This window comes from Stenotrophomonas sp. K-6 (assembly GCF_056861555.1).
Genome location: NZ_JBSPUC010000003.1, coordinates 91,207 through 117,642 on the forward strand (window position 1 = coordinate 91,207; position 26,436 = coordinate 117,642).

The window sequence follows — 26,436 nt, forward strand, 5'->3', positions numbered from 1 at the left end:
TCGCGTAAAGAGGACCAAAACGGTGCCGATATGAAAGGGAGCCAATCCCTCATATCCAATCCCTTCGAGTTCCAACGATGACGACCCGTGCCGCCACCGTTTTCTCCTCCTCCATCGGCGCGCGTCTGGCGCTGCTGATGGGCCTGATCACCGCCGTGGCCTTCATCGGCCTGGCCCTGCTGGTTTACCAGCAATCGGCCGCAAGTTACCAGCAGCGGGTCGAGGCCGGACTGCAGTCGGCCACCGTGCTGATGCGCGACTCGGTCCAACTCTATGACCGCAGCCTCAGCGACAGCACCGAGCGCATGGCCGGCACCTTCCGCGCGATGCTGCCGGCCGGGGATGCCACGCTGGATCCCGCGCGGACGATCCTGATCGGGGAGCGTTCCACGCCGACGCTTCGGCTGGGCAGCGACATCGTCAATCTGCAGGAGGCTGCCGTCGATCGCTTCGCCGAGGCGACCGGCGGCGTGGCCACCGTCTTCGCCCGTGACGGGCAGGAGTTCATCCGGGTATCGACCTCGGTACGCAACGCCGAAGGCGCCCGCGCCATGGGCACCGTCCTGGACCACGCCAATCCGGCCTATGCCAAGGTGCTGGCCGGCCAGCGCTATACCGGACCGGCGCGCCTGTTCGGCGTGGACTACATGACCCACTACATGCCGATCACCGACGCGGCGGGGGAGGTCGTGGGCATCGCCTTCGTAGGCCAGAACTACTCCGACGGCCTGGCAGCACTGAAGACGCGCCTGCGCGCTGCGCAGTTGGGCAAGGATGGCTACTTCATCGCCGTGGATACCCGCCCGGGCGAGAGTTTCGGAACGATCATCGCAGGGCCGGATGGCGAAGGCAGCAAGATCCAGGCCCGGGTGCCCGACGCCGACCATGCCGCATTGCAAGCGCTGTTGGACGGTACGTCCACGCAGGGCCAGGTGCAGCTGCGCAGCGGTGATCAGGGCGCGGCCCAGACCTACTTCGTGTCGACCCAGGCTTATGGCCCGTGGCATTGGGCCGTGCTGGGCATGGAGCCGGTCTCGGTGGTGCAGGCTGTACTTGGCAAGCTGATGCTGCACATCGCACTGGTCTCGGCGCTGGCGCTGCTTGCAGTGATCGTGGCGATGGTGCTGGTTGTCCGCCGCGTGCTCAGTCGGCCACTGGCCGAGGCGGGGCAGGTGGCGCGTGATGTGGCGGCTGGTCGCCTTGAGCGGCAGATCCAGGTGCGCGGACACGATGAAGTCGGTCGCCTGATGAGCGCCCTGCAGCAGATGCAGGTCAAACTGCGCGCGATCATTGCCGCACAGAACGACATGAGCCAGCGGCACGCCGACGGTGCGATCAGCTACCGCATCGACGCCGATGCATTTGAAGGTGAGTTCCGCACCATGGTGAGCGGCACCAACGCGCTGGTGGACGCGCACGTGTCCACCAAGCTGCGCATGGTGGAGCTGGTGCAGTGCTACGCCGATGGCGACCTGTCGCCTTCGATGGAGGCGTTGCCGGGGGAGAAGGCCAGGATCACCGAGGCCGTCAACGGTGTCCGCGATCGCCTGCAGGCCATCAATGGCGAGATCAAACATCTTGTCGCTGCGGCGGCAGCGGGTGATTTCAGCGTGCGCGGCGATGCGGGCGCGTTCAATCACGATTTCCGGGTGATGGTGGAGGGGCTCAATACCCTGATGGTCACCGCCGACCACAACCTGTCCTCGCTGTCCGGATTGCTGCGCGCGCTGGCCGCCGGCGACCTGCGTGGGCGCATCGAAGGGGAATTCCAGGGCGTCTTTGCCACCATGCGCGACGATGCCAATGCCACCGTCAGCCAGCTGACCGCGATCGTCGCCGGCATCCAGCAGGCAGCCGTCTCGGTGGCCACTGCATCGTCGGAAATCGCGGCGGGCAACGAGGATCTCTCGCGGCGTACCGAACAGCAGGCGGCCAGTCTGGAAGAGTCCGCCGCCTCTCTGGAAGAACTGACCGCGGCCGTGAAGCAGAATGCCGACCATGCGCGGCGCGCCGATCATCTCGCCACGCAGACGGCGGCCGTGGCCGCGCAGGGTGGGGCGGCGGTCGCGCAGGTGGTTCAGACCATGGGCGATATCCAGGCGTCGTCGCACCGTATCGCCGACATCACCACGGTGATCGACGGCATTGCCTTCCAGACCAACATCCTGGCGCTCAATGCGGCGGTCGAAGCGGCACGTGCGGGTGAAGAAGGCCGTGGCTTCGCCGTGGTCGCCTCCGAAGTGCGCGCCCTGGCACAGCGCTCGGCGCAGGCGGCCCGGGAGATCAAGGGCCTGATCGGCGATTCGGTCACCAAGGTCACCGATGGCAGCGCGCTGGCCGACGAGGCCGGGCAGACGCTGCAGCGCATGGTGCAGGCGGTAGGCGAGCTGGGCGGCCTGATCGAAGAGATCGCCAGCGCCAGCCAGGAACAGGCGGCGGGCATCGACCAGGTCAGCCAGAGCATCATGCAGATGGATGGCGTGACCCAGCAGAACGCCGCCCTGGTGGAAGAAGCCTCGGCCGCGGCGCGCGCACTGAATGCGCAGTCGAGCGAGCTGCAGCAGTCGGTGGGGCGTTTCCGTCTGGCCGGGCACACGTCGGCGCGCCGTCAGGCCGTGACGGCCTGAGCGCCGCAGGGGCAGCGGTCGCCGCCCCTGTACACCGTCGCCGATCGGCCCACCTGCGGGGCTGATCGCGCCGTGCGCCCTTCCGGGCGGCGCGCCGTGCGGGCATAATCCGCGCCAGAAAACGCGGCCGCATAGCCAGTGGACCAGGGGGGCCGGACAGCCGTCGCCCACAACGCCCTGACACCAATCTGCAACATCCAGCCAATACCGTGCCGCATCGCTGTCTCCACTGCGATGTCGATTTCCTATGGTGCCCGGCCATCTCGCCGGCTGCCCCGATCTGTACTACCCGAGACCTCTGCATGCCCGCTTTACGCCACGCCCCTGTGTCGACGCGTCTTCTCTCCCGTTCCCTCTCCGCCGCCGTGCCGCGCCGCCGCGCGCTGGCGCTGGCCTGCGCCTCGGCCACGCTGATGCTGTCTGCTGCTGCCTCGGCGCAGGACGCCCAGCCGGCCAGCGCCACCTCGCTGGACACCATCACCGTCACCGCCGACCACCGCGAGCGCAACCTCCAGGAAGTGCCGGTCTCGGTCGGCGTGGTGCAGGGCGAGAAGATCCGCGATTACACCGCAGGCGGCGATGACACCCTGCTGGCCCTGTCGGGCAAGGTGCCGAGTTTCTACGCTGAAACCACCACCGGCCGCATCTTCCCGCGCTTCTACATCCGTGGTCTGGGCAACATCGACTTCTACCTGGGTGCCTCCCAGCCGGTGTCGATCATCCAGGACGACGTGGTGCTCGAGCACGTGGTGCTGAAGTCCAACCCGGTCTACGACGTGGACCAGATCGAAGTGCTGCGCGGCCCGCAGGGCACGCTGTTCGGTCGCAACACCACCGCCGGCATCGTCAAGTTCGACACGATCAAGCCGAGCCAGGATTACAGTGGCCGCGTGCAGGCCAGCTACGGTTCCTACGGCAGCGTGGCGGTCGATGGCGGCTTCGGTGGCCCGATCAACGACATCGCTTCGTTCCGTGTGTCGGCGCTGTACCAGCACCGCGATGATTACGTCGACAACACCTACAGCGGCCCGAGCGCCGATGGCACGGTCTCGCCGAAGAAGAACGCCATGGGCGGCTTCGACGACCGCAACGTGCGCGCCCAGCTGCTGCTGCAGCCGAGCGACAACTTCTCGCTGCTGGCTTCGGCCCATGCACGCGACTACGACGGCACGTCCACGCTGTTCCTGCGCAACGCCGTGACCAAGGGCTCCAACAAGACCGACGTGCCGCGCGACAAGGTCGCCTACGACGAAGCCGACAACAATCCGCAGGCCTACAAGACGTACGGTGGTTCGGTGAAGGCCATCTACGATTTCGGCAATGTCTCGCTGACCTCGATCACCGCCTACGAAACCACCTCCGGCTACAGCCGCGGTGACACCGATGGTGGCGCCGCTGTGAACTACCCGGTCAACGGCGTGCCGAACGGCTACGGCCAGTCGATGGGCCAGATCCGTGATCTGGACCAGTGGACCCAGGAATTCCGCCTGGCCAACGCTGATGACAACCGCCTGAAGTGGCAGGTCGGCGCGTTCTACTTCGACGGCCGCGACACCACCGATTTCTACCAGCGCGCCTGGTTCCTGAACACCGCGGCCCGCAACCCGAACAACTGGGTGCGCCTGCGCAACGTCAATACCTCCTGGGCCGGCTTCGGTCAGGTCAGCTACGACGTGACCGACAAGTTCACCCTGACCGCCGGCCTGCGCCAGACCAGGGACGAGAAGAAGACGCGTCTGCTGAAGACCGCCGATACCGCCGCCGGTGCCGTGACCTACAAGGGCCGCACCTACGTGGAGATGTCCGACACCACGCCGAGCTGGGACCTGAGCGCGATGTATGCGTTCAATCCGCAGCTGAGCGTGTATGCGCGCGTGGCACGCGGTTTCCGCGGCCCGACCATCCAGGGCCGTTCGGCTGTGTTCAATGCGGATTTCACCACGGCGAACTCGGAAACGATCCTGTCCTGGGAAGCCGGCATCAAGAGCAGCCTGTGGGACAACCGCCTGCGTGTGAACGCCGCCGCGTTCACCTACGTGGTCAACGACATCCAGCTCAACGGCAACGATTCGGACGGCAACGGCGTGCTGTTCAACGCCGACAAGGCCAAGGCCTATGGTCTGGAAGCGGACATGGAGCTGCGCCCGATCCCGAATCTGGCCCTGAGCGCCGGTGTCAGCCTGCTGCACAGCGAAATCCAGGACGACCGCGTGTACGCGCAGGTCTGCGCCCTCAACGGCGCCGTGGTGTGCACCGTGAACGACCCGACCATCAAGGTCGGTGCCAACACCTTCGCGCAGATCAATGGCAACCCGCTGCCAAACGCACCGAAGTACAACATCAACCTGGCCGCGCGTTACGACATGCCGGTCAATGACAGCGATGTGTTCTTCGTCTCCACCGACTGGAACAAGCAGGGTTACACCAGCTTCGTGCTGTACGACTCGGCCGAGTTCAATTCCAAGGGCAGCTTCGAAGGCGGCCTGAAGCTGGGCTACTCCGCCAACTACGGTGCCTGGGAAGTTGCCCTGTTCGCGCGCAACATCACCAATGAGAAGAACCTCAAGGGTGTGATCGAGAACTACATGGCCGCGGTCTACAACGAACCGCGCACCGTGGGCGTTTCGCTCAACATGAACTGGTAAGCCGTGCGATCACCGGTGCCGCAGGGCACCGGTTGGCGTGATGCGTGTTCCGACAACGCCCTGCACCTGCGGGGCGTTGTCGTTCTGTTACTTGGCGGGCGGCGCAGCAGGCGCCAGCTCGGCGAACAGTCCGCCCAGCACGCCCATGGTGGCCTGGTCGGCGCCCATGTCTTCGGCGGCGTTGGCGATGGCGATCACGCCGTTGTTCTGCCCTGGGAACAGCACCACCCAGGCCAGCCAGTTACCGTCCGAGCCGCCGTGGACCAGCACCGGCCCCTGACGACCGGCGATCGATGGCTGCACGCCCCAGTCCAGCCCGGAGCCACTGCCCGGCTGCGCGGTCTGCATCAGCGCGTAGGACGCCGGTGTCAGCAACCTGCCTTTGCCCTGGCTGCCCGCGAGCTGATCGATGGCGAACAGCGCCAGGTCCTGCAGCCGCATATGCAGGTTGCCGACGGCGGTGTAGATCGGCGGCACCCCGTCATCGGCCTTCTGCGGCGCGGTGGTCACCGGCTTGCCGCCGCGATGGCCCAGCGGTTGCCCCGCCGGGGTCGGGCCGAACCCGGCACCGGTCATGCCCAGCGGCTGGAACACTTCGCGCCGCATAAGCGTTTCCACGTCCTTGCCGGTGGCACGTTCGGCGATCACCGCCGCGATCAGGAAGCCGCTGTTGCTGTAGGCGAATTCGGTGCCGGGCGGATGCACCGGCGCTTCGGCCAGGGCTGCCTTGACGTAAGCCTCGCGCTGTACGGGCAGGGCCCGCGTATCAACGAAGAACGCATCCAGTGCGGCGGCGTCGGTGAGGTTCTCCGGCAGCCCGGCCCGGTGCGAGAGCAGTTGCACCAGGGTGACGTTGCGGTAGGCCGGCTGCATCTGTGCAGCAAGGTCGGGCAACAACGTCGACAGCGGTGCATCCCAGCGCAGCACACCCTGTTCAACGAGCCGCGCGATCATCGCCACCGTGATCGGCTTGCCGGTGGAACCGATCATCCATTGATCATCCGTGGTGACCGGCGTCGCCGCATCATTGCGACGGACGCCGTGCACGGCATGTTCGGCGATCTTGCCGTCGCGGATGACCAGCACGCCCATGGCCGGCGTCGCGGTGCCCTGCAGGGCCTGGGCGAGCCGTGCAGTCAGATCATCGGCGGCGCTGGCGGTGGTGGCGGCCAGCAGCAGGGACACGCCGAGCCAGCGCTGCAGGCGGCGCGGGGTGCGGCGGGGGGAGGGGGCGTTCCTCAGAGTCGCGATCAGATGCATGGGAGTCCTTTGCGCAGCCGCGTGGGCAGAACCTGCGCCGACGGCACGGTCCTGCGGGATGCCGTGTCCGGACCGCGCCTGAAGCAGGCGCGGAGCGTTGCGTGCGATTCACTCTTGCATGTGGTTTGAACGTGCGTATGTGTCTGCGGTCATGCCGATGACGACATGTCAGGGACGGTGTGCGATTCGTTCAGGATTCGACGGCAGTGAGCCGTGGTCAGTGCACTTGCACGGTGACGCGAGCGGCGCATCGGTGCGGTCAGCTCCGCACCGATGCATGAGGCTCAGGCAGTCGGCGGCAACAGTGCCGACAGGATCGGCTCCAGCTGCGCCTGGCGCCAGCCCGCCAGGGCCGTTGGCCACTGGCGGCTGTCCAGATAACTTTCCAGATGCTTGCGCGAGGCCAGCACGCCATCGGGCAGGCCGAGTTCGGCGCTGCGCGCGCTGACGGCATCCTGCAACCGCTTGAGCGCCTGCTTGTTGGCATCGGTGGCCGGCAGCGCCAGCGGTGCCTCGGCTTCGTCGGCAAGCGGTGTGATCAGCGCCTGCCATACCTGTGCGGCCAGCTTGCGGGGGGCTTTGGGGAAGCCTTCCATCAGCTTGGACAAGGCGTCCACATCAGCCGGCGGGGTGCGTGCAAGCACCGCGGCCAGTTCATTGTCGAGCACCCAGCTGCGCGGCTTGTCGCTGGCGCGCGCCTGCACGTCGCGCCAGCGCAGCAGCCGCAGCAATCGCAGCTGCGCAGCGGTATCCATGAACTGTGCCGAGCGCATCGCCACGTGCGGCCAGCGCTCTTCATCGTGTTCGACACTGGCGAGCAGGCGCTCGGCGTCGTCCTGCAGCCATTGGCGGCGGCCGAGTTCTGCCAGGCGCGCATCGAGGGTGTCGTGGATCTGGAACAGGTATTCCACGTCGTCGGCGGCGTACTCCAGCTGCGCCTCCGACAGCGGGCGTCGCATCCAGTCCGAGCGGGTCTCGCCCTTGGTGAGGGTGACGCCGGTGACCGCGGTGACCAGTTTCTGGTAGCCCATGCCACCGCCGATGCCCGCCAGCGATGCACCGATCTGGGTGTCGAACAGCGGGCGCGGCAGCACGCCGCAGGCGACCTTGAAGGTGACCAGGTCTTCGCTGGCGCTGTGCATGATCTTGAGGATCGAGGTGTCGGCCAGCCACGGCGCCAGCGCCTCGTTCATGCCGGGAATCAGCGGGTCGATCAGCAGGATTTCATCGCCGACCGCCATCTGCACCAGCGCCAGTTGCGGCCAGTAGGTGCGTTCGCGGATGAACTCGGTGTCCAGGCCGATGCGGGTGGGGCGCTGGCGGAAGCGCTCGTCCAGTTCCGCCGGGGTTTTGATCCAGTAAGCCACGTGGGATTCCATGTACTGCAAAGGGGTGCTCAGGTCGGGGAGGATAGCCTAACCCCGCGCCACGCCCGGTCGGAATGAACACTTGGGCAGCGGTCGGTCGCCGCCTGCGACGGTGGCGATTATGATGAGGCCCTGTCCGCGCCTGCGACATGGCGTGGGCACCAGCAAGACGATGACACGCCCCAAGGACCCCCATTTGCGACCGTCAGGCCCATTGCCGCTGCTGTTCACTGCTCTTCTGGGCATGCTGCTGGCCGCGTGTTCTCCCGCGCCGGCGCCGGCACCGTCGGCAGCGCCTGCCGCCAAGCCCGCCAAAGCACCAGCCAAGGCCAGCGCACCGATCGCCCAGGTCACCATTGGCGGCGAAGACGCCGCCGAGACCGTCGAGCGCTGGCAGCCGCCGGCCGTCATCCTTGCCGATGGCGAACTCGCCCAGGCCCGCCGTGACGCGGCACGTGCCTTCGAGGAGGGCCGCCTGTACCGCACGGCGGACGATGCCATCCCGATCTGGCTCGCGCTGCTGCAGCAGGACCCCAAGGACCGTGTGGCCGAGGCCGGGCTGAAACGTGCCCGGCAGCGGCTGCTGGCGGACGCGGCGGCATTGTTGGACCGCCCGCTCAAGCAGCGTGAAGCACTGGCCGAGGCCAGTGAGATGGCCTTGGTGCTGCTGACGCTGGCCCCGGACGATGCCAAGGTGCGTGAGCTGCAGTCGCGGGTGGAGATCGCCCAGCGGGTGGTGGCGTACAACCGCGCCGGTGAAGACGATCTGCGCGCTGACCGCATCGGTGAGGACGGCGATGGTGCGATCCCCAACTTCCATGAGGCGCTGGCGCTGGATGCGGACAATCCGCGCGCCCGTCAGGGCCTGGCCGCCGCCGAGAGCGCGCTGATCCGCCGTGCAGAGACGGCCGCGCGGGCGACCGATTTCGCCGCGGCCGGTACCTGGCTGGCCGAGGCTGCCAAGGTCCGCGACTCATCGATCACCATCGCCGATGCCTTCGAGCGCATCGAGAAAATCCGGTCGGATATCCTGCTGCGGCTGCGCAACGAAGGCCTGCGTGACCTGGCCACGCCGCAGGGGCTCAAGCCGGCCCGCCAGAAACTGGAAGATGCCCTGCGCATCGCCTTGCCGGGCGACCCTGTCGTGGGCCAACTGCGCGAGCGCATCGAGCTGGTGACCCATTACGGCAGCTTCCGGCCGCGGCAGGTGTTCAGCGATGCGTTGCGCGATGGCGGTCGCGGGCCGCAGATGATCGTCGTGCCGCATGGCGGCTTCCAGATGGGCGCGGCCGAGAACGAACTCGGTGCGACCGATGCGGAAAAGCCCTCGCATTACGTGCGCTTCGAACGTGGCTTTGCGATGTCGATCACCGAAGTGACGGTCGCCGATTTCCGTCGCTACGTGCAGGCCACCAAGGCCCGCCCGCGCGCGACACGGCGCGGCCATTCAATCGTGTACGACGAGCGCAGCGGCAACTTCGTGCGGCGCAGCGGCGTGGACTGGCAGTCCGATTACAACGGCGCCGAGGCGATTGCCAACCTGCCGGTGATGCACGTCAGCGTGCGCGACGCCGAGAATTACGCCACCTGGCTGTCCGAGCAGACCGGGCGCTCGTACCGCCTGCCCAGCGAAGCCGAGTTCGAGTACGCCCTGCGTGCCGGCAGCAGCGGGCGCTATCCGTGGGGCGATGCGGGCACGCCGCCGCCGCGCGCGGGCAACTTCACCGGCGCCGAGGATGTTTCGCCGTCCGGTCGGCACTGGTACAACGCCTTCGTCGGCTACGGCGATGGATACTGGGGGCCGGCCCCGGTGGCCAGCTTCGATCCCAACCCGTGGGGCCTGCACGACATCGCTGGCAACCTCAGCGAATGGGTCGCCGACTGCTGGCATGCCAGCTACCGGCGCGCGCCGTCGGATGGCGTGGCGTGGTTCAACCCGGGCTGCCGGCAGCGCGTGATCCGCGGTGGCAACTGGGCCAATGCGCCGGCACAGACCCGCGCGGCCTGGCGGCAATCGCAGGACTCGGATACCACCAGCGCCCGGATCGGGTTCCGCTTGGTCCGCGGGATCTGATGGGTGCAACTGCGGTGAGGTGACGGGATTTCACCCGCCACCACGCGGCGCGTTCTAGGATTGGCACAGTGTCGGGCAGGGTGCCGCGGCCATCTCAGGAACCACGCGCATGCGCAACGATCCATTCGGCGGTCAGCAGCAGGGCCGCGCCCGGCGGCCAGGCCTGTTCGGCAACATCCGCTGGTGGGTGCTGCTGGCCTTCGCCGGCTATGCCGCGTTCTACTGGTTCTCCAACCGCGCCGTGGATCCCTACACCGGCGAAAGCGTGCTGATCGACAGTTCGCTCGACGCGACCCAGGAAAAGGCGCTGGGCCTGCAGGCCTATCAGGAGATCCTGGCGCAGGAGCGACCGCTGGATCCCAGTGCGCCACAGTCACGCGAAATCCAGGCGATCGCCCAGCGCCTGATCGCCAAGGTGGACGTCGTGGAAACCGCGCTCGCCGAAGAGCATGGACTGAAGCCTGCGCATTTTGCGCGGGATTTCGAATGGGAGGTCAACGTGATCCCGTCCGACCAGGCCAATGCGTTCTGCCTGCCGGGCGGCAAGATGGCGGTCTACACCGGGTTGATCCCGGTGGCGCGTACGGTGGATGCGATGGCCGTGGTGATGGGCCATGAAATCGCGCACGCCTTGCTGCGGCACGGTGCCCAGCGCATGGCCCAGCAGAAGATGACCCAGATCGGCCAGATGGCCGGTGCCGCCAGCGGCATGGACCCGCAACAGCAGCAGATGATGATGTCGGCAATGGGCTATGGCTACCTGCTGCCGTACGCGCGCAGCCATGAGACCCAAGCCGATGAAGTGGGCCTGATACTGGCCGCGGCGGCATGTTTCGATCCGCAGGAAGCGATCCCGCTGTGGGAACGGATGGGACAGGCCAGCGGTGGTCAGTCGACCTCGGAATTCGCGTCTACCCATCCCAACCCCGGCACGCGCATCCAGAACCTGCAGGCATTGATGCCCAAGGCGATGGAGTACCGGCAGAAATTCTGCGAAAGCGCGGGGCGTTGAAGGCGAACCTCAGCGGCCTGGGCGCACCCGATCAGCGCGCCGGTTCGTTGACCGTCACGTCGATCACGCCATCCTGCACGCGCGCCTTGAGCGTGTCGCCCGGGCGCACCTGCAATGGCGAGCGGACCAGACTGCCATCGTCCTCACGGGTCAGGATTGCGTAGCCACGCGCGACGGTGGCCAGCGGGCTGACCGCTTCCATCGAACGGGCGAGCGCACGCAGGCGCAGGCCGTCGCGCTGCAGCTGGCGGCCCATTGCACTGTCCGCGCGCGGCTGCAGGCGTTGCAGGCGCTCACGCAGGGCGTCCAACCGGCGCTGCGGATGACCGCTGCGCAGTACTGCGGCCGCGTGACGAAGATAGGCCAGGCGGCCCTGATGCTGTGTCGTCCACGCGGCGTGCAGACGGCGCGCGACATCCTGCTGGCGCCGCTGCAACAGCTGCAGGCGTGACTGCGGGCTCTGTGCGTTGAGGCGGAGCAGGGCACGGTCCGCGCGCTGCATCGCCTGCCCCAGACTGTGCCGCTGCAGCTGCGCCAGACGCGCATCCAGGCGACGCACACGCAGCAGCAGGTCACGCTGATCAGGCACCAGCAGTTCGGCTGCGACCGATGGCGTCGGCGCGCGCAGATCGGCGGCGAAATCGGCCAGGCTGAAGTCGGTTTCGTGACCCACGGCGGACACCACCGGCGTCTGGCTGGCCGCGATCGCGCGGGTCAGCTGCTCATCGTTGAAGGCCCAGAGATCTTCCATCGAGCCGCCACCGCGGGTCAGCAGGATCACGTCATACCGGCCGCTGGCATCGGCGCCACGCAGCAGCGAGGTGATCTGCGCGGCAGCGCTGTCGCCCTGCACCAGGCTGGGCAGCAGATCGACCTCAAGCATCGGGAAACGCCGCTCCAGCACGCTGAGCACGTCGCGCACCGCCGCGCCGGTGGGCGAGGTGATCACCGCCAGTCGACGCACATGCGCGGGCATCGGGCGCTTGCGTTCGGGCGCGAACAGGCCCTCGGCCTCCAGGCGCGCCTTGAGCTGCTCGAACGCGCGGCGCAGGGCGCCTTCGCCGGCTTCCTCCATGTGATCGAGCACCATCTGGTACTCGCCGCGCGCTTCGTACAGCGTCAGCCGGCCACGGGCGAGCACGCGCATGCCTTCGCGCGGCACGAACTTCAGCCACTGGCTCTTGGGCTTGAACAACGCCGCGCGGATCTGCGAGCGCGCATCCTTCAGTGTGAAATATAGATGGCCCGAGGCCGGGCGCGTCACGCTGCCCAGTTCGGCCTCCACCCAGATCAGCGGAAACGCGCCTTCCAGCAGGTCGCGGGCCAGGATGTTGAGCTGGCTGGGCGTGAGAATCTGCGCGCTGCGGTCCATGGGGGGATCAGGCCAAACGGTACGAACGGGGGGCCATGGTCGCACGTCGGCGGCGTTGCTTCATCCCGCGGTGGTGCGGTCGGCGTGCTGCTGCAGGGCCCAGGCGACATGCTCGCGCACGATGGCCGAAGGATGCTCGCGTCGTGCCTGCAGCGCGGCCAGTGTTCCGGCGTGGGTGGGAGCATTGCCCAGCGCCACGGCGATGTTGCGCAGCCAGCGTTCATGCCCGCTGCGGCGGATCGGGCTGCCTTCGGTGCGGCGCAGGAACTCGTCTTCCTCCCAGGCGAACAGCTGGGCAAGCGAGGCGGTGTCCAGATCGTTGCGCGCGCGGAAATCGGGCTCGTCGGTGCGCTTGGCGAACTTGTTCCAGGGGCAGACCAGCTGGCAGTCGTCGCAGCCGTAGATGCGGTTGCCCATCGCCGTGCGCATGTCCTCCGGAATCGCGCCGTCGTGTTCGATGGTGAGATAGGAAATGCAGCGGCGTGCATCCAGGCGGTGCGGGGCGATGATCGCCTGGGTCGGGCAGACATCGATGCAGCGGGTGCAGGTGCCGCAGTGTGCGCTGGCCGGTGTATCCACCGGCAGCGGCAGGTCGACGTAGATCTCGCCGATGAAGAACCACGAGCCGCCCTGTTTGTCGATCAGGCAGGTGTGCTTGCCGATCCAGCCCAGCCCGGCATTACGGGCGAGCGCGCGCTCCAGCACCGGGGCCGAATCAACGAACACGCGGTAGCCGAACGGCCCGATCTCGGCGGCGATGCTGTCGGCGAACTTCTGCAGCCGGTTGCGCATCAGCTTGTGGTAATCGCGGCCCAGCGCGTAGCGCGCCACGTAGGCGCGGTCGCCATCGTGCAGGGTGGCCCAGGCTTCGGCGTCGTCCTTGTGGCCGTAATCCATGCCGACCGAGATCACCCGCACCGTGCCCGGCAGCAGTTCATCCGGCCGTGCGCGCAGCGTGCCGTGGCGCGCCATCCACTCCATCGTGCCGTACAGGCCCTTGCCCAGCCAATCGGCCAGGTGCGCCTCGTCTTCGCGCAGATCGATGCCGGAGACCCCGCAGCGCTGGAAGCCGTGCACGCCCGCGATCGCACGGATGCGTTCGGCGGCACGGGCCAGATGGAGGGGGGCGGGCAGGGGGACGGCGGACATGGCTTGGGCGGAAACGGAGCCTGGGAAGGGCGCGGCAAGGCTGCGCCTGGGCGACAAGTATAGAATCCCGGCATGCCCGAGCTTGCTGAACTGTTCGATATCACCGCTGCGCGCCGCCTGGATGCGCAGGCCAGCACCCTGCTGGGCGATGGCGGTGCCTCGCTGATGGACCAGGCCGGCCAGGCCGCCTGGCATTGCCTGCTGGAGCGATGGCCGCAGGCGCAGCACATCGGCGTGGTGGTGGGGGCCGGCAACAACGGCGGCGATGGCTACGTGCTGGCCCGTCTGGCCCGTGAAGCCGGCCGCCGGGTGACGGTGCTGCGGCTGGACACCGATGCGCCGGCCACGCCGTTGGCGCAGCAGGCCGAGCGGGCGTTCATCGCGGCCGGCGGTGGGGTGGAGCGCTTCGATGGCGCTCTGCCGCCGGTGGACCTGTTGGTGGACGCGCTGTTCGGCATCGGCCTGAACCGCGCGCCGGCCGGTGCCGCGGTGGATCTGATCACGGCCATCAACGGCGCTGGGGTGCCGGTGCTGGCGCTGGACGTGCCCAGCGGCGTGGATGCACGCACCGGTCACGTGCCCGGCGTTGCCATCCGTGCCACGGTCACCCTGCAGTTCATCGTGCGCCACCAGGGGCTGTATACCGGCGCAGCGCTGGAGCATGTCGGCGGTCGCCGCCTGGCCGCGCTGGATCTGCCTGCAGACGCTGGCGAAGGCGTGCAGCACAGCGCCGAGTGCTGGCAGCAGCCGCGCCTGCGCGCGCAGCTGCCGGCGCGACGCGCCAACACCCACAAGGGCGAATCCGGCCACGTGCTGTGCGTGGGCGGCAACCTCGGCAGCGGCGGGGCAGTGATGCTGGCCAGTGAATCGGCCTTGCGCGCCGGCGCAGGGCTGGTCAGCGTGGCGACCCAGTCACCGCATGTCGCACCGCTGCTGGCGCGCCTGCCCGAGGCGATGGTGCATGCCGTGCAGGACGCGCAGGAGCTGCAGGCCCTGCTGCCGCGCGCGGGCGTGATCGCCATCGGGCCTGGCCTGGGTCAGGACGACTGGGCGCACGAGCTCTGGCGGCAGGTGCTGGCCAGCGGCAAACCGCTGGTGATCGATGCCGACGCCCTCAATCTGCTGGCCAAGGCGCCACGGACACTCAGCGACGCGATCCTGACCCCACACCCGGGTGAGGCCGCGCGCCTGCTCGGGCTGAGCACCGCGCAGGTGCAGGCCGACCGTTTCACGGCGGCCAAAGCGCTGGCCGAGCGTTTCCACGCGGTGGTGGTGCTCAAGGGCGCCGGCACCGTGGTCGCTGCGCCCGACGCGGTGCCGCGGGTGATCGCTGCCGGTAATCCCGGCATGGCCGTGGGGGGCATGGGCGATCTGCTCACCGGCATTATTGCCGCCCTGCGTGCGCAGGGCCTGGGCGCGTTCGATGCCGCCAGCACCGGCGCATTGCTGCACAGCCTGGCCGGCGATGCCGCCGCCAGTGACGGCCAGCGGGGCCTGCTTCCCACCGATCTGCTGGCGCCGCTGCGCCGGTTGGTCAATCCGGACGTTTGAACATGATCGAGTTTTTCCTCGCGCAGACCGAAGACACTGACCTGCTCGGGCAATGGCTGGCCGCGACCCGGCCGCCGCAGGCGGTGATGCAGCTGCAGGGCGACCTGGGCGCCGGTAAATCCACGCTGGCCCGCGCACTGCTGCGCGCGCTGGGTGTGCAGGGGGCGATCCGCAGCCCGACCTACACCCTGGTGGAGCGCTACCCGCTGGCCGACGGCCATGAGGCCTGGCACTTGGATCTGTACCGGATCGGCAACGCGCAGGAGCTGGATTTCCTCGGGTTGGATGAGGGCAGCGCCTCGCTCTGGCTGGTCGAGTGGCCCGAGCGCGGCGCCGGCGCGCTGCCGCCGACCGACCTGGAGGTGGCATTGGAGATCCAGGGAGAGGGACGCCGTGCCCGACTCACGGCGACCAGTGCGGCCGGTCGTGAATGGCTTGAACGGCTCCCCCAAGGGGGTGACTTGCAGGCCCTTTCTGTCGGCTGACACTAGGAAACACCGGCAGGTTACGGATTATTAAGGGAAAAGGAGTTGCATTTCATTCAGCGCGGTGATTGAATCCAGACCCATGCCAATGGGGAAATCTCTCACCGCCATCTGCACTGCCGTCGGACTCTGTCTGGCGAGCGCGCTGTCGTGGGCGGGCGAAGTCCGCCAGGTGGCCGTGGAGACCGGTGCGGCCGGTACCCGTGCGGAGATTTCACTGGCCGGCAGCGGGGGCTACAAGACCCTGTCCCTGGCCGGCCCGAACCGCCTGGTGGTCGATTTCCCGGACTCCAGCGCGATCCGCAACCTCAAACTGCCTGCGCCCAAGGGCGTGGTCACGGCGGTCCGTACGGGGCAGCCCGTGCCGGGCACCTTCCGCGTGGTGTTCGACCTGGCCGAATCGGTCGCGCCGTTCCGCCCGCAGATGATCAAGCAGGGTGACGAGTCCCGGCTGGTGATCGAGTGGCCGGGCGACGCGCCGGCGTCGGCCAATGTCGCCAGCGCACCGGTGCCGGCTGCTGCGCCTTCGCCAACGCCGCCGGCACCCACCCCGGCCGCCACGCCCACACCAGGTCCTGCACCGACCGCCGCCCAGACGGCACAGGCACGCAGCGATGCCGCGCGTGCTACCGCGTTGCTGACCGCCTCGGTGCGCCAACAGGCCAGTGCCACGGTCGCCACCTCGGCGCCGGCTCCGGGCCCGGCGGCCACCACGGCCACCACCGTCAACGTCGCTGCCGCCGGGACCGCCAACGCCGCCAGCAACAGTGCGTCGCCGGCCGCGATCCTGGCCGGTCAGTCGACCGCGGCGGTCGTCGCCAGCGCGCCGGTATCTGCGCCAGCGCCGACGCCGGCAGTACAGGACAACCCGCGTCCGGCCATGCCCAGCGACGCCTCGCGCGTGAAGATGCGCGCCGGCATGCGTCCGCTGGTGATCGCGATCGATCCCGGCCATGGCGGCCAGGATCCGGGTGCCGTCGGCCCGACCGGCAAGCGCGAAAAAGACATCACCCTGGCCGTGGCGCGTGAACTGGCCCGCCAGATCAACGCGACGCCTGGCCTGAAGGCCTACCTGACCCGCGACAGCGATGTGTTCATTCCGCTGCCGATGCGTGCGCAGAAGGCGCGTGCGGCCAAGGCCGACATGTTCATCTCGATCCACGCCGACGCCGCCGAGAACCGCGCGGCGACTGGCTCGTCGGTGTACGTGCTCTCCACCAAGGGCGCCTCCTCGCAGCGCGCGCGCTGGCTGGCCGACAAGGAAAACGCCGCCGATCTGGTCGGTGGTGTCCGTCTGCAGCAGACCGAAGGCACCCTGGCCAACGTGCTGCTCGATCTGGCCCAGAGCGGCTACATGAAGGCCTCTGAAGACGCGGCTGGGCATGTGCTGGGCGGCCTGAAGCGCATCGGCAAGAACCACAAGCCCAACATCGAGCGTGCGAACTTCGCGGTGCTGCGCACCTCGGACATGCCGGCAATGCTGGTGGAGACCGCCTTCATTTCCAATCCGGATGAAGAGCGTCGCCTGATCGATCCGGCCTACCAGCGCCAGATCGCCGGTGCGGTGCTGGATGGTGTGCACACCTTCTTCAGCCGCCAGCCGCCGCCGGGCACCCTGTATGCCGCGCGCGCGCAGGCCGAGATCGATGCTGCCGGCACTGTGGCGGGCGGCAGCAAGTAAGCCCTCCGGGCTGCACGGCCCGGCGCACGCTATCATCACGGGATGACGTCCGTTTCCCGAATTCCCTACGTTGCCACGCCTGCCACTTCCGTTGACGGGAGCTGCGCATGAGCATCCGTCAGCTTCCTGAGATCCTGATCAACCAGATCGCCGCCGGCGAAGTGGTCGAACGCCCTGCGTCCGTGGTCAAGGAACTGGTCGAAAACGCACTGGATGCCGGCGCCACCCGCGTCGACATCGACCTGGAAGAGGGCGGCGTGCGGCTGATCCGCATCCGCGACGACGGCGGTGGCATCGCACCGGAAGAGCTGCCGCTGGCGGTGTCGCGCCACGCCACCAGCAAGATCGCCAGCCTGGATGATCTGGAATCGGTGGCCACGCTCGGCTTCCGGGGCGAAGCCTTGCCGTCGATCGCCTCGGTCAGCCGCTTCACCCTCAGCTCGCGCCGCGCCATCGATGAGCACGGTTCGGCCCTGCAGATCGAGGGCGGCCGCCTCGGCGAAGTCACCCCGCGCGCGCATGCGCCCGGCACCACGGTGGAAGTGCGCGAGCTGTTCTACAACGTGCCGGCGCGCCGCAAGTTCCTGCGCGCCGAGCGCACCGAGCTGGGCCATATCGAAGAGTGGCTGCGCTCGCTCGCGCTGGCGCGCCCGGATGTCGAACTGCGCGTGTCGCACAACGGCAAGCCCTCGCGCCGCTACAAGCCCGGGGATCTGTATTCCGATGCGCGCCTGGGCGAAACGCTGGGCGAAGACTTCGCCAACCAGGCACTGCGCGTGGATCACAGCGGTGCCGGCCTGCGTCTGCACGGCTGGATCGCGCAGCCGCACTATTCACGGGCCAGCACTGATCAGCAATACCTGTACGTCAACGGCCGTTCGGTGCGCGACCGCAGCGTTGCCCATGCGGTGAAGATGGCCTACGGCGATGTGCTGTTCCACGGTCGTCAGCCCGCATACGTGCTGTTCCTGGAACTCGACCCGACCCGCGTCGATGTCAACGTGCACCCGGCCAAGCATGAAGTGCGCTTTCGCGACTCGCGCCTGATCCACGATTTCGTCTACCGCACGCTCAAGGAAGCGCTGGCCGAAACGCGTGCCGGCATGACCGCGGCCGGCCCTCAGGTGCATGCCACCGAGAGTGCCGCCACGGCGGCCCCCGCTTACGGGCTGCCGTCGTCGGGCAGTACCGGCTATGCACTCGCAGGCAACGGCGGTGGCGGTGGCATGGGCGGCGACTGGCGCCCGCAGCAGTCACCGTTGGGGTTGCGTGTGGCCGATGCGCCGTCCGCCTACGCAGCGCTGTATGGCGCGCCGGGCGGTACCGCAGGGACCAGCAGCCTGCCGCCGATGCCGACCGAAAACGGCCTGCCGGCGACCGCAGCCGACAGTGGCGTACCACCGCTGGGCTATGCGATCGCGCAATTGCATGGCATCTACATCCTGGCCGAAAACGCCGAAGGCCTGATCGTGGTGGACATGCACGCCGCACACGAGCGCATCGGTTATGAGCGGCTGAAGACCGCACATGATGGCATGGGCCTGCATGCGCAGCCGCTGCTGGTGCCGATCACCCTGGCGGTGGGCGAACGCGATGCCGACACTGCCGAGCGCGAGGCGGAGACCTTGACCTCGCTGGGCTTTGAGATCACCCGCGCCGGGCCCGGTTCGCTGCACGTCCGCAGCATTCCGGCGTTGTTGGCCAATGCCGAACCCGAGGCGCTGCTGCGCGACGTGCTGACCGACCTGCGTGAGCATGGGCAGAGCCGGCGCATCGCCAGCGCACGCGATGAACTGCTGTCCACCATGGCCTGTCACGGCGCGGTGCGCGCCAACCGGCGCTTGACGGTGCCGGAAATGAACGGCCTGCTGCGCGACATGGAAATCACCGAACGCTCGGGTCAGTGCAATCACGGCCGACCGACCTGGGCCCGTTTTTCGCTGGCGGAAATCGACCGCTGGTTCCTGCGCGGACGTTGAGAGGAAGGTCATGGGGAAGCACTGGGGAGTGTGGGCGACCGCGTTGCTGCTGGCAGCGAGCATCTCGGGATGCGGCGAAAAGAACGAGGCGGCACCTGCCAAGGTGGCGATCGATCCGGCCTTCGAGGCCGAACAGCAGCAGTGGCGCCAACAGCGTTACGAAGCACTGCACGCCGCCGATGGCTGGACCAGCCTGGTCGGCCTGCACTGGCTCGAGCAGAAGGCGCATTACATCGGCCGCGGGCCCGGCAGTGGCATCCGCCTGGCGGTCGGGCCGGACAAGCTCGGCATGGTTGCGCGCGAGGGCGGCACCGTCTGGTTCATACCGGAGCGTGGTGTGCTGATGCGCGTGGAGGGCAAGCCGGTCACCGGCCGCATCCGCTTTTTCAGTGATCGCGATCCCACGCCGACCATCATCGCCTTCGATGACGACAAGGGCCGGCTCAGCCTGATCCATCGCGGTGAGCGCTTCGCGCTGCGGGTCAAGCACGCCGATGCGCCGTCGCGGACGAACTTCACCGGCCTGACGTACTGGCCGGGCGGCCCGTCCTGGCGCATCACCGCGCGCTTCGTGCCCCATCCGGCCGGTAAGACGCTGCCGATCGTGGACATCACCGGCCTGACCACGAACATGCCCAATGCCGGCGCGCTGGAATTCGAACGCGATGGCCACACCTGGCGGCTGGAAGCGATCGGTGAGCCGGGCCGCGACCTGTTCGTGATCTTCGGCGACCGCACCAGCGGCCACGGCAGTTATCCGGCCGGTCGCTATCTGGACCTGCCCGCGCCCGATGAACAGGGCCGGGTGGTGATCGATTTCAATCACGCCTACAACCCACCGTGCGCGTTCACCCCGTTTGCGACCTGTCCGCTGACACCCCCTGAAAACCGACTGGATCTGCGCGTGGACGCAGGTGAGCAGGCGTACCACGCCCCTGAAGGAGAGGCTTGATGATCTCGATGTTGTCGCGTGTGTTGTCCCCGCTGCTGATTGCTGCGGGCCTGTGGGTCGGTACGGGCAGCGCCGAAGCGCGCCCGGTGGCGCCGAACGCATCGGCAGCGGCGAAAGCCACTCCACCGGTCCCGCTGCTGTGGAAGGTGACCGGCCCCGGCGACAGCCGCCTGTATCTGCTGGGTTCGTTCCATCTGCTGCAGCCGACGGATTACCCGCTCTCGCCGGACGTGGACCAGGCCTTCGCCGCCTCGCAGCGGGTGGTGTTCGAACTGTCGCCGCAGGACATGGAATCCCCGCAGCTTGCGCAGAAGATGGTGCAGGCGGCGATGCGCACCGATGGTTCGGAGTTGAAGCGCGACCTGGATGCCGCCACCTGGACCCGGCTGCAGGCCTATGCGCAGGAAAACAAGCTGCCGCTGGCCCAGTTGCAGGGGATGAAGCCGTGGTTCGTCGGCCTGACCATCACCCTGAGCCAGTTCACCAAGATGGGCCTGGACCCGGCGCTGGGACTGGATCGCCATTTCATGACCCGCGCCGCCAGCGCCGGCAAGGCGACCGCTGGGCTGGAAGACATCGACACCCAGATCGCCGTGCTGTCGGGGATGTCGGCCAAGGAGCAGCAACAGATGGTGGCTGAGGCGCTGGAGCAGGTCGACAAGGGCGACGACATGGGCCGCAAGCTGCATGACGCCTGGCGTCGTGGCGACGACAAGCTGCTGTGGACCTCGATGGCCACCGAAATGCGCGGCCAGTATCCGCAGCTGTACAAGCGCATCAATACCGACCGCAACGATGCGTGGGTGCCCAAGCTGCAGCAGCATCTGCAGGCCGGGCAGGGTGGCACGATGGTGGTGGTCGGCACGCTGCACCTGCTCGGCAACGACGGCGTGGTCGAGAAACTGCGCGCCAAGGGCTACAAGGTGGAGCGCATCTGCACCGGCTGCGCCAAGCCCAAGCGCTGATGCGCGCGACTGGACGGCGATAGGGCCAACCGGAGGGCGTCGATGACGTCGCCGGACCCTGAAACGAGAAAAGGCGCGGCCCGAGGGCTGCGCCTTTTTCTTTATCGCCTGGAACCGCGGGCTCAGCGGCGGGTCTTGCCCGCGCCCGGTGCCGGGGTTTCCGGCTTCTTGCCGGTACCCGTGCCGGTACCCGTTCCAGTACCACCCGGGCGGCCACCGAAGCCGCCACCCATGTTGCGCTGGAAGTCCTGCCACATCTCCATGTTGCGCTCGGTCAGCTGGTTCATCATCGCCCAGGGGGTCTGGCCGAGGAGATTGCCCATCTGCTGGCGGAACTGCTGCTGCTGATCCAGGAAGACCTGCATGCTGCGCTCCAGGTAATTGCCCATGAAGCCCTGCAGCGAGTCGCCATAGAAGCGGATCAGCTGGCTGAGCAGCTGGGTGGACAGCATCGGTTCGCCGTCCTGTTCCTGGTCGGCGATGATCTGCAGCAGCACCGAGCGGGTCAGGTCATCGCCGCTCTTGGCGTCACGCACCTCGAAGTCCTCACCGTCCAGGATCAGCTGGCGCACATCCTCTATGGTGATGTAGCTGGAGATTTCCGTGTCGTAGAGCCGGCGGTTCGGGTACTTCTTGATAATGCGGGTCGCAGCCATGAAGCAGTCACTCATCACAGTAGGCGCGCAGCATGGCGCAGTGCAGCAGCCTATGCAACCGCCATAGGTAGCAAGGGCCCGCATTTATGTTGCGCAACATGGAGTGCAGCATTTTTGGCGCTTACCACCCCATGTGGTGGCCGCCGTTGATGTCCAGGTTGGAGCCGGTGATCCAGGACGCTTCCTCGTTGACCAGGAAGGCCACTGCGTAGGCGATTTCCTCCGGCTTGCCGAGGCGGCCGGTGGGGATGTCGGCGATGATCTTGGCGCGCACTTCGTCCGGCACGGCCATCACCATGTCCGTGGCGACATAGCCCGGCGAGATCGTATTGACGGTAATGCCGAACCCGGCATTTTCGCGCGCCAGCGAAATGGTGAAGCCGTGCATGCCGGCCTTCGCGGCGGCGTAATTGGCCTGCCCGTACTGACCCTTCAGGCCGTTGATCGAGCTGATCTGGATGACCCGGCCCCAGCCACGGCGGCGCATGCCCTCGATGACCGGGCGGGTGACGTTGAACACCGAGTTGAGGTTGGTGTTGATGACGTCGTGCCACTGGTCCGCACGCATGCGGTGGAAGGTGGTATCGCGGGTGATGCCGGCGTTGTTGACCAGGATCTCGACCGGGCCCAGCGCCGCTTCGACCGCCTGCACCATGCTTTCGGCGGTGCCGGGGTCGGACACATCGCCCGGGAAGATCGCCACGTCGCAGCCGCGCGCCAGCATTTTCTCGCGCCAGGCCCTGGCTTTGGCTTCGTCACGGTAGTTGGTGGCGACCCGATGGCCCTGGTCGGCCAGGCGTTGGCAGATGGCAGTACCGATACCGCCGGTACCACCGGTGACCAGTGCGACGCGAGATGTCATGAGCAGCTACTCCGAAAGGCAGAGCCAACAAGGGGGAACGCGATTCTGCAACATCAGGGGGCAAAAGGGGCAGCCTCGCCAGCCGCGTGCAGGGTTGAAATGTCGCCCGGTGGCAACCCGGCCGGATCAAAGCCGGCAGCCGCTTGCTGCAGCCACCCGTCCACCGCATCGGCCCGCGCACCGATCGCCGGATCCTGACCCAGCTGCACCCATGCCCTGCGCAGGGCCGGCAGCGGCTGGGCAGGGTCCACCGGCAGCGCGGCCTCGGACTTGGAGAGCTTGCGCCCCTGCGGGCCGAGCAGCAGCGGCAGATGCAGATAGCGCGGGGTCGGCAGCCCGAGCGCCTGCTGCAGCAGGATCTGGCGCGGTGTGGAATCGAGCAGATCCGCCCCACGCACCACATCGGTCACCTGCTGCGCGCCATCATCGACCACCACCGCCAGCTGGTAAGCCCAATAGCCATCAGCGCGGCGCAGCACGAAGTCGCCAACCTCGGCGTGCACGTCCTGCACGATACGGCCCTGCAATCCGTCATCGAAAGCCACGACGCTGCCGGGCGGCACCCGCAGCCGCACGGCAGGCTGCGCACGCTCGGCACGGGCGACACACTGGTGGTGGATGCCGCCCTGCGCGGCCAGTTCACTGCGGCTGCAGTGGCACGCAAACGCCTTGCCCTCGCGCAGCAGCCGGTCCAGCGCCGCCTGATACAGCGCATCGCGCTGGCTCTGATGCACGATCGGCCCATCACTGTTCAGTCCGAACGCCGCCAAGGTGGCCAGTTGGCCGCTGACCGCGCCGGGCACCGTTCGAGGAGGATCGACGTCTTCCACCCGCACCAGCCAGCGGCCGCCCGCATGCCGCGCGAGCAGCCAGCTGCCCAGCGCAGCCAGCAGCGAGCCGGGGTGCAGGGGCCCGGTAGGCGAGGGCGCGAATCGGCCGCAGTAGGGGGGCATGGACATGAACTATGAATCGTCGGTCAGTTTGCGACTTGAATTCAAGCTGAAGTCACCGCAGATTTGCATTCATCAACCTCCCATGAGCGTCCTTTCCCCATGTTCAGTCGCATTGCTCTCTTCCTGCTGACCAACTTTGCGGTGCTGATCCTGGCCGGCATCGTGATGTCGGTACTGGGCGTCAATCCGAACCAGATGAGCGGCCTGCTGATCTTCGCGGCCATCTTCGGCTTCGGCGGCTCGTTCATCTCGCTGCTGCTGTCCAAGTTCATGGCCAAGCGCTCCACGGGCGCCGTCGTGATCACCGAGCCGCGCAACCAGACCGAGCGCTGGCTGCTGGCCACCGTGGAGCGCCAGGCCCGCGAAGCCGGCATCGGCATGCCCGAAGTGGCGGTGTATGAAGGCCCTGAAATCAATGCCTTCGCCACCGGCGCCAACCGCAACAAGGCCCTGGTCGCCGTCTCCACCGGCCTGCTGCACAACATGAGCGAGGACGAAGCCGAAGCCGTGCTCGGCCACGAAATCGCCCACGTGGCTAATGGCGACATGATCACCATGGCCCTGCTGCAGGGCGTGCTCAACACCTTCGTGATCGTCCTGGCCCGCATTGTCGGCGGCTTCATCGACAGCGCCCTGTCCGGCAACCGCGAAGGCGGCGGCCGAGGCTTCGCGTACTACATCATCGTCTTCGTCCTGGAAATGGTGTTCGGCCTGTTCGCCACCATGATCTCCATGTGGTTCTCCCGTCACCGCGAATTCCGCGCCGACGCTGGTGGCGCCCACCTGGCCGGCCGCCAGAAGATGATCGCCGCCCTCGAGCGCCTGAAGGTCAACCACGGCCAGAGCACCCTGCCGACCCAGATCGCGGCCTTCGGTATCGCCGGCGGCGCCGCCAAGAAGCTGTTCATGAGCCACCCGCCGCTGGACGAGCGCATCGCCGCGCTTCGCGCCGCCAACAACACCGTGGTGTAACCCACACCGCAGTGCGCAGAACAGAACGCCCGGCTCCCGCCGGGCGTTTTTGTTCCCACAAACGACAACGGCGCCCGAAGGCGCCGTCATCCTGCAGATCAGATCAGGTGCAACCCGATCAGAACTTCGCGTCGAACTCCGCCGCGTAGCCCGTATTGACCAGCACCTTCTGCAGCGCATCGCTGATCTTCACATTGCCCGCCACGATCTGCTGCGTCTCCGGACCGCGGCTGTCCATACGGGCCGGCGTCGCACCCTTGAAATCGCACACCCGGCCACCGGCCTCGCGGACCAGCAGCACACCGGCGGCGATGTCCCAGGCCTTCACACCGGCCTCGAAGTACGCATCGGCACGGCCACAGGCCACATAGGCCAGATCCAGCGCCGCCGAACCCGTGCGACGCACGTCTTCAGCCTGTACCAGCAGCGCATCCACCGCCTTCAGCTGCGCACTCGCGCGCTGGCGCTCACGCGGGGCAAAACCGGTGTGGATCATCGCGCCGCCCAGATCCTTGCGCTCGGCAATACGGATACGGCGGTCATTGAACACCGCGCCTGCACCACGGCTGGCAGTGAACAGCTCATTGCGGAGCGGATCGAAGATCACCGCGTCGATCGGCTCACCGTTCTCGACCAGGGCGATGGACACGCAGTAATGCGGGAAGCCGCGCAGGTAGTTGCTGGTGCCGTCCAGCGGATCGATGACCCACATGTAACGGTTGACCGACTGCACGCCACCTTCCTCACCCATGATCCCGTACTCGGGATAGGCGCGCTTGAGTTCCTTGACGATGACCTTTTCCGCATCTGCATCGACTTCACTGGCATAGTCCATGCGGCCCTTCTGCACGACGTTCAACGCCTCGAGCTTGTTGATGTTGCGCAACAGGACGTTGCCGGCGAGGCGGGCGGCCTTGACCATGACGGTGACGGCGGGTTTCTGCATGGCGAAAAGCTCCCGTAAAGGCAGAGTAGGGGTTTGGCGGGGGAAAAGAGCGGTCCCGGCGCAGAGGCCGGTCGCACAGTTTACCATTTGTCGCTGTCCTGCTCGCATTTGGCCTGTTCATGTCCGTTCAAACCGCTCCCGCCCGCATCCGCTTCGTCCTGGTCGGCACCCAGCACCCCGGAAACATGGGGGCGGCCGCACGTGCCATGAAAACCATGGGCCTGGGCCGCCTGGTCCTGGTCGCCCCGGAAAAACCGCTGGACGAAGAGGCCTTCCGCCGCTCGGCCGGCGCCGAAGACGTCCTCGGCGACGCCCCGGTCGTGGCGACCCTGGCCGAGGCCGTGGCCGATTGCCGCTTCGTACTGGGCTGTACCGCCCGCTCGCGCCGGGTCCAGCTCGAAGAGCTGCTGCCGGCCGTGGCGGCCCAGCGCGTCCTGGCCAAGGCCGCCGAACCGGCCGAAGTCGCCTTCGTGTTCGGCCGCGAGCGCACCGGCCTGACCAATGAAGAGCTGCAGCTCTGCCACGCCGCCGTACACATCCCCTCCAACCCGGAGTTCAGCTCCTTGAACCTGGCCGCCGCGGTCCAGGTGCTGGCTTATGAAGTGCGCATGGCCATCCTCGGCGCGGCCGACGCCCCGGTCGCAGCCCCGGCCGAGCCCGGCTTCGGCGAAGCGCCGGCCAGCCACGCGCAGGTCGAAGGCCTGTTCGGTCAGCTTGGCGATACTCTGGATGAGATCGATTTCCACAAGGGTCGCGCACCCGAATCGGCCATGCGCAAGTTGCGCCGCCTGTTCCTGCGCACCGAGCTGAGCGAGCAGGAGGTGCGGCTGCTGCGCGGCATTCTGTCCGATGCACAGCGCATGGCGAGATTGGCGACAAATAAGCCCCTGTAAGCCGACGCAGTTCTCACTTTTTCGGGTAGTCTGTC

20 protein-coding genes are annotated in these 26,436 nt (G+C 67.6%); 12 read left to right on the top strand and 8 right to left on the bottom strand.

All coding sequences use genetic code 11. The annotated features are described in order from the left end of the window. Positions 1 to 77 precede the first annotated feature (77 nt). Positions 78 to 2,627 carry a Cache 3/Cache 2 fusion domain-containing protein gene (locus AC13F7_RS10860; RefSeq protein WP_483000265.1) on the top strand — a complete coding sequence of 850 codons (2,550 nt, stop codon included), beginning with the start codon at positions 78 to 80 and terminating at the stop codon, positions 2,625 to 2,627. A 302-nt stretch (positions 2,628 to 2,929) separates the two neighbouring features. After that, positions 2,930 to 5,272: a TonB-dependent receptor gene (locus AC13F7_RS10865; RefSeq protein ID WP_481469191.1), complete on the top strand. Its 2,343-nt coding sequence runs from the start codon at positions 2,930 to 2,932 to the stop codon at positions 5,270 to 5,272. A gap of 87 nt (positions 5,273 to 5,359) precedes the next feature. On the opposite strand, the gene AC13F7_RS10870 is transcribed toward AC13F7_RS10865, so the two are convergent. Further along, positions 5,360 to 6,532: a serine hydrolase domain-containing protein gene (locus tag AC13F7_RS10870; RefSeq protein WP_483000267.1), complete on the bottom strand. Its 1,173-nt coding sequence runs from the start codon at positions 6,530 to 6,532 to the stop codon at positions 5,360 to 5,362. Positions 6,533 to 6,816: 284 nt separating this feature from the next. Further along, entirely contained in the window at positions 6,817 to 7,899 is a 1,083-nt protein-coding gene (rnd, locus tag AC13F7_RS10875) for a ribonuclease D (RefSeq protein ID WP_483000269.1), read from the bottom strand. Between the two features lie 244 nt (positions 7,900 to 8,143). Between rnd and AC13F7_RS10880 the strand changes: the two genes are divergently transcribed. Both AC13F7_RS10880 and AC13F7_RS10885 read left to right on the top strand, forming a co-directional pair. Next, complete coding sequence (locus AC13F7_RS10880) at positions 8,144 to 9,973, top strand: formylglycine-generating enzyme family protein (protein ID WP_483001014.1); 1,830 nt, start codon at positions 8,144 to 8,146, stop codon at positions 9,971 to 9,973. A 109-nt stretch (positions 9,974 to 10,082) separates the two neighbouring features. Continuing rightward, entirely contained in the window at positions 10,083 to 10,985 is a 903-nt protein-coding gene (locus AC13F7_RS10885; RefSeq protein ID WP_483000271.1) for a M48 family metallopeptidase, read from the top strand. A 31-nt stretch (positions 10,986 to 11,016) separates the two neighbouring features. Here AC13F7_RS10885 and xseA read toward each other — a convergent pair whose 3' ends face one another. Together xseA and queG are read right to left on the bottom strand one after the other, a co-directional pair. Then, positions 11,017 to 12,357, bottom strand: a complete 1,341-nt coding sequence (gene xseA, locus AC13F7_RS10890; protein ID WP_483000273.1) for an exodeoxyribonuclease VII large subunit — start codon at positions 12,355 to 12,357, stop codon at positions 11,017 to 11,019. Between the two features lie 60 nt (positions 12,358 to 12,417). Next, on the bottom strand, positions 12,418 to 13,506 hold the full coding sequence (queG, locus tag AC13F7_RS10895; RefSeq protein WP_483000275.1) for a tRNA epoxyqueuosine(34) reductase QueG: 1,089 nt from the start codon (positions 13,504 to 13,506) through the stop codon (positions 12,418 to 12,420). 72 nt (positions 13,507 to 13,578) lie between these two features. Here queG and AC13F7_RS10900 point away from each other — a divergent pair, with 72 nt between their 5' ends. The 6 genes from AC13F7_RS10900 to AC13F7_RS10925 all read left to right on the top strand — a co-directional run bounded on the left by AC13F7_RS10900 (position 13,579) and on the right by AC13F7_RS10925 (position 21,119). Next, entirely contained in the window at positions 13,579 to 15,057 is a 1,479-nt protein-coding gene (locus AC13F7_RS10900) for an NAD(P)H-hydrate dehydratase (protein WP_483000277.1), read from the top strand. 2 nt (positions 15,058 to 15,059) lie between these two features. After that, entirely contained in the window at positions 15,060 to 15,542 is a 483-nt protein-coding gene (tsaE, locus tag AC13F7_RS10905; protein WP_483000279.1) for a tRNA (adenosine(37)-N6)-threonylcarbamoyltransferase complex ATPase subunit type 1 TsaE, read from the top strand. Between the two features lie 88 nt (positions 15,543 to 15,630). Continuing rightward, positions 15,631 to 17,223 (top strand): N-acetylmuramoyl-L-alanine amidase, encoded by a 1,593-nt coding sequence (locus tag AC13F7_RS10910; protein WP_483000281.1) that lies wholly within the window; start codon positions 15,631 to 15,633, stop codon positions 17,221 to 17,223. Positions 17,224 to 17,330: 107 nt separating this feature from the next. After that, a complete protein-coding gene (gene mutL, locus AC13F7_RS10915) occupies positions 17,331 to 19,202 on the top strand; it encodes a DNA mismatch repair endonuclease MutL (protein WP_483000283.1) in 1,872 nt (623 codons plus the stop codon). A gap of 10 nt (positions 19,203 to 19,212) precedes the next feature. After that, positions 19,213 to 20,154, top strand: a complete 942-nt coding sequence (locus AC13F7_RS10920; protein WP_483000285.1) for a DUF1684 domain-containing protein — start codon at positions 19,213 to 19,215, stop codon at positions 20,152 to 20,154. Then, positions 20,154 to 21,119 carry a TraB/GumN family protein gene (locus AC13F7_RS10925; protein ID WP_483000287.1) on the top strand — a complete coding sequence of 322 codons (966 nt, stop codon included), beginning with the start codon at positions 20,154 to 20,156 and terminating at the stop codon, positions 21,117 to 21,119. The genes AC13F7_RS10920 and AC13F7_RS10925 overlap by 1 nt, the downstream gene beginning before the upstream one ends. 122 nt (positions 21,120 to 21,241) lie before the next feature. On the opposite strand, the gene phaR is transcribed toward AC13F7_RS10925, so the two are convergent. From phaR to gluQRS, 3 genes are all read right to left on the bottom strand, one after another. Continuing rightward, entirely contained in the window at positions 21,242 to 21,775 is a 534-nt protein-coding gene (gene phaR / locus AC13F7_RS10930; protein WP_483000289.1) for a polyhydroxyalkanoate synthesis repressor PhaR, read from the bottom strand. A gap of 121 nt (positions 21,776 to 21,896) precedes the next feature. Further along, positions 21,897 to 22,637, bottom strand: a complete 741-nt coding sequence (gene phbB, locus AC13F7_RS10935; protein WP_123730702.1) for an acetoacetyl-CoA reductase — start codon at positions 22,635 to 22,637, stop codon at positions 21,897 to 21,899. A gap of 53 nt (positions 22,638 to 22,690) precedes the next feature. Continuing rightward, on the bottom strand, positions 22,691 to 23,596 hold the full coding sequence (gene gluQRS / locus AC13F7_RS10940) for a tRNA glutamyl-Q(34) synthetase GluQRS (RefSeq protein WP_481469167.1): 906 nt from the start codon (positions 23,594 to 23,596) through the stop codon (positions 22,691 to 22,693). A gap of 93 nt (positions 23,597 to 23,689) precedes the next feature. Here gluQRS and htpX point away from each other — a divergent pair, with 93 nt between their 5' ends. After that, positions 23,690 to 24,562 carry a protease HtpX gene (gene htpX / locus AC13F7_RS10945; RefSeq protein WP_483000292.1) on the top strand — a complete coding sequence of 291 codons (873 nt, stop codon included), beginning with the start codon at positions 23,690 to 23,692 and terminating at the stop codon, positions 24,560 to 24,562. 118 nt (positions 24,563 to 24,680) lie between these two features. On the opposite strand, the gene AC13F7_RS10950 is transcribed toward htpX, so the two are convergent. Further along, positions 24,681 to 25,508, bottom strand: a complete 828-nt coding sequence (locus tag AC13F7_RS10950) for an inositol monophosphatase family protein (protein ID WP_481469164.1) — start codon at positions 25,506 to 25,508, stop codon at positions 24,681 to 24,683. Positions 25,509 to 25,627: 119 nt separating this feature from the next. Between AC13F7_RS10950 and AC13F7_RS10955 the strand changes: the two genes are divergently transcribed. Beyond that, positions 25,628 to 26,401: an RNA methyltransferase gene (locus AC13F7_RS10955; RefSeq protein WP_483000294.1), complete on the top strand. Its 774-nt coding sequence runs from the start codon at positions 25,628 to 25,630 to the stop codon at positions 26,399 to 26,401. Positions 26,402 to 26,436 lie beyond the last annotated feature (35 nt).

Excerpts from the sequence above, each read along its gene's own strand:
- AC13F7_RS10860 (WP_483000265.1), top strand. The coding sequence starts at position 78 with ATGACGACCCGTGCCGCCACCGTTTTCTCCTCCTCCATCGGCGCGCGT.
- AC13F7_RS10865 (WP_481469191.1), top strand. The coding sequence starts at position 2,930 with ATGCCCGCTTTACGCCACGCCCCTGTGTCGACGCGTCTTCTCTCCCGT.
- AC13F7_RS10870 (WP_483000267.1), bottom strand. The coding sequence starts at position 6,532 with ATGCATCTGATCGCGACTCTGAGGAACGCCCCCTCCCCCCGCCGCACC.
- AC13F7_RS10880 (WP_483001014.1), top strand. The coding sequence starts at position 8,144 with ATGCTGCTGGCCGCGTGTTCTCCCGCGCCGGCGCCGGCACCGTCGGCA.
- AC13F7_RS10885 (WP_483000271.1), top strand. The coding sequence starts at position 10,083 with ATGCGCAACGATCCATTCGGCGGTCAGCAGCAGGGCCGCGCCCGGCGG.
- xseA (WP_483000273.1), bottom strand. The coding sequence starts at position 12,357 with ATGGACCGCAGCGCGCAGATTCTCACGCCCAGCCAGCTCAACATCCTG.
- queG (WP_483000275.1), bottom strand. The coding sequence starts at position 13,506 with ATGTCCGCCGTCCCCCTGCCCGCCCCCCTCCATCTGGCCCGTGCCGCC.
- AC13F7_RS10900 (WP_483000277.1), top strand. The coding sequence starts at position 13,579 with ATGCCCGAGCTTGCTGAACTGTTCGATATCACCGCTGCGCGCCGCCTG.
- tsaE (WP_483000279.1), top strand. The coding sequence starts at position 15,060 with ATGATCGAGTTTTTCCTCGCGCAGACCGAAGACACTGACCTGCTCGGG.
- AC13F7_RS10910 (WP_483000281.1), top strand. The coding sequence starts at position 15,631 with ATGGGGAAATCTCTCACCGCCATCTGCACTGCCGTCGGACTCTGTCTG.
- mutL (WP_483000283.1), top strand. The coding sequence starts at position 17,331 with ATGAGCATCCGTCAGCTTCCTGAGATCCTGATCAACCAGATCGCCGCC.
- AC13F7_RS10920 (WP_483000285.1), top strand. The coding sequence starts at position 19,213 with ATGGGGAAGCACTGGGGAGTGTGGGCGACCGCGTTGCTGCTGGCAGCG.
- AC13F7_RS10925 (WP_483000287.1), top strand. The coding sequence starts at position 20,154 with ATGATCTCGATGTTGTCGCGTGTGTTGTCCCCGCTGCTGATTGCTGCG.
- phaR (WP_483000289.1), bottom strand. The coding sequence starts at position 21,775 with ATGGCTGCGACCCGCATTATCAAGAAGTACCCGAACCGCCGGCTCTAC.
- phbB (WP_123730702.1), bottom strand. The coding sequence starts at position 22,637 with ATGACATCTCGCGTCGCACTGGTCACCGGTGGTACCGGCGGTATCGGT.
- gluQRS (WP_481469167.1), bottom strand. The coding sequence starts at position 23,596 with ATGTCCATGCCCCCCTACTGCGGCCGATTCGCGCCCTCGCCTACCGGG.
- htpX (WP_483000292.1), top strand. The coding sequence starts at position 23,690 with ATGTTCAGTCGCATTGCTCTCTTCCTGCTGACCAACTTTGCGGTGCTG.
- AC13F7_RS10950 (WP_481469164.1), bottom strand. The coding sequence starts at position 25,508 with ATGCAGAAACCCGCCGTCACCGTCATGGTCAAGGCCGCCCGCCTCGCC.
- AC13F7_RS10955 (WP_483000294.1), top strand. The coding sequence starts at position 25,628 with ATGTCCGTTCAAACCGCTCCCGCCCGCATCCGCTTCGTCCTGGTCGGC.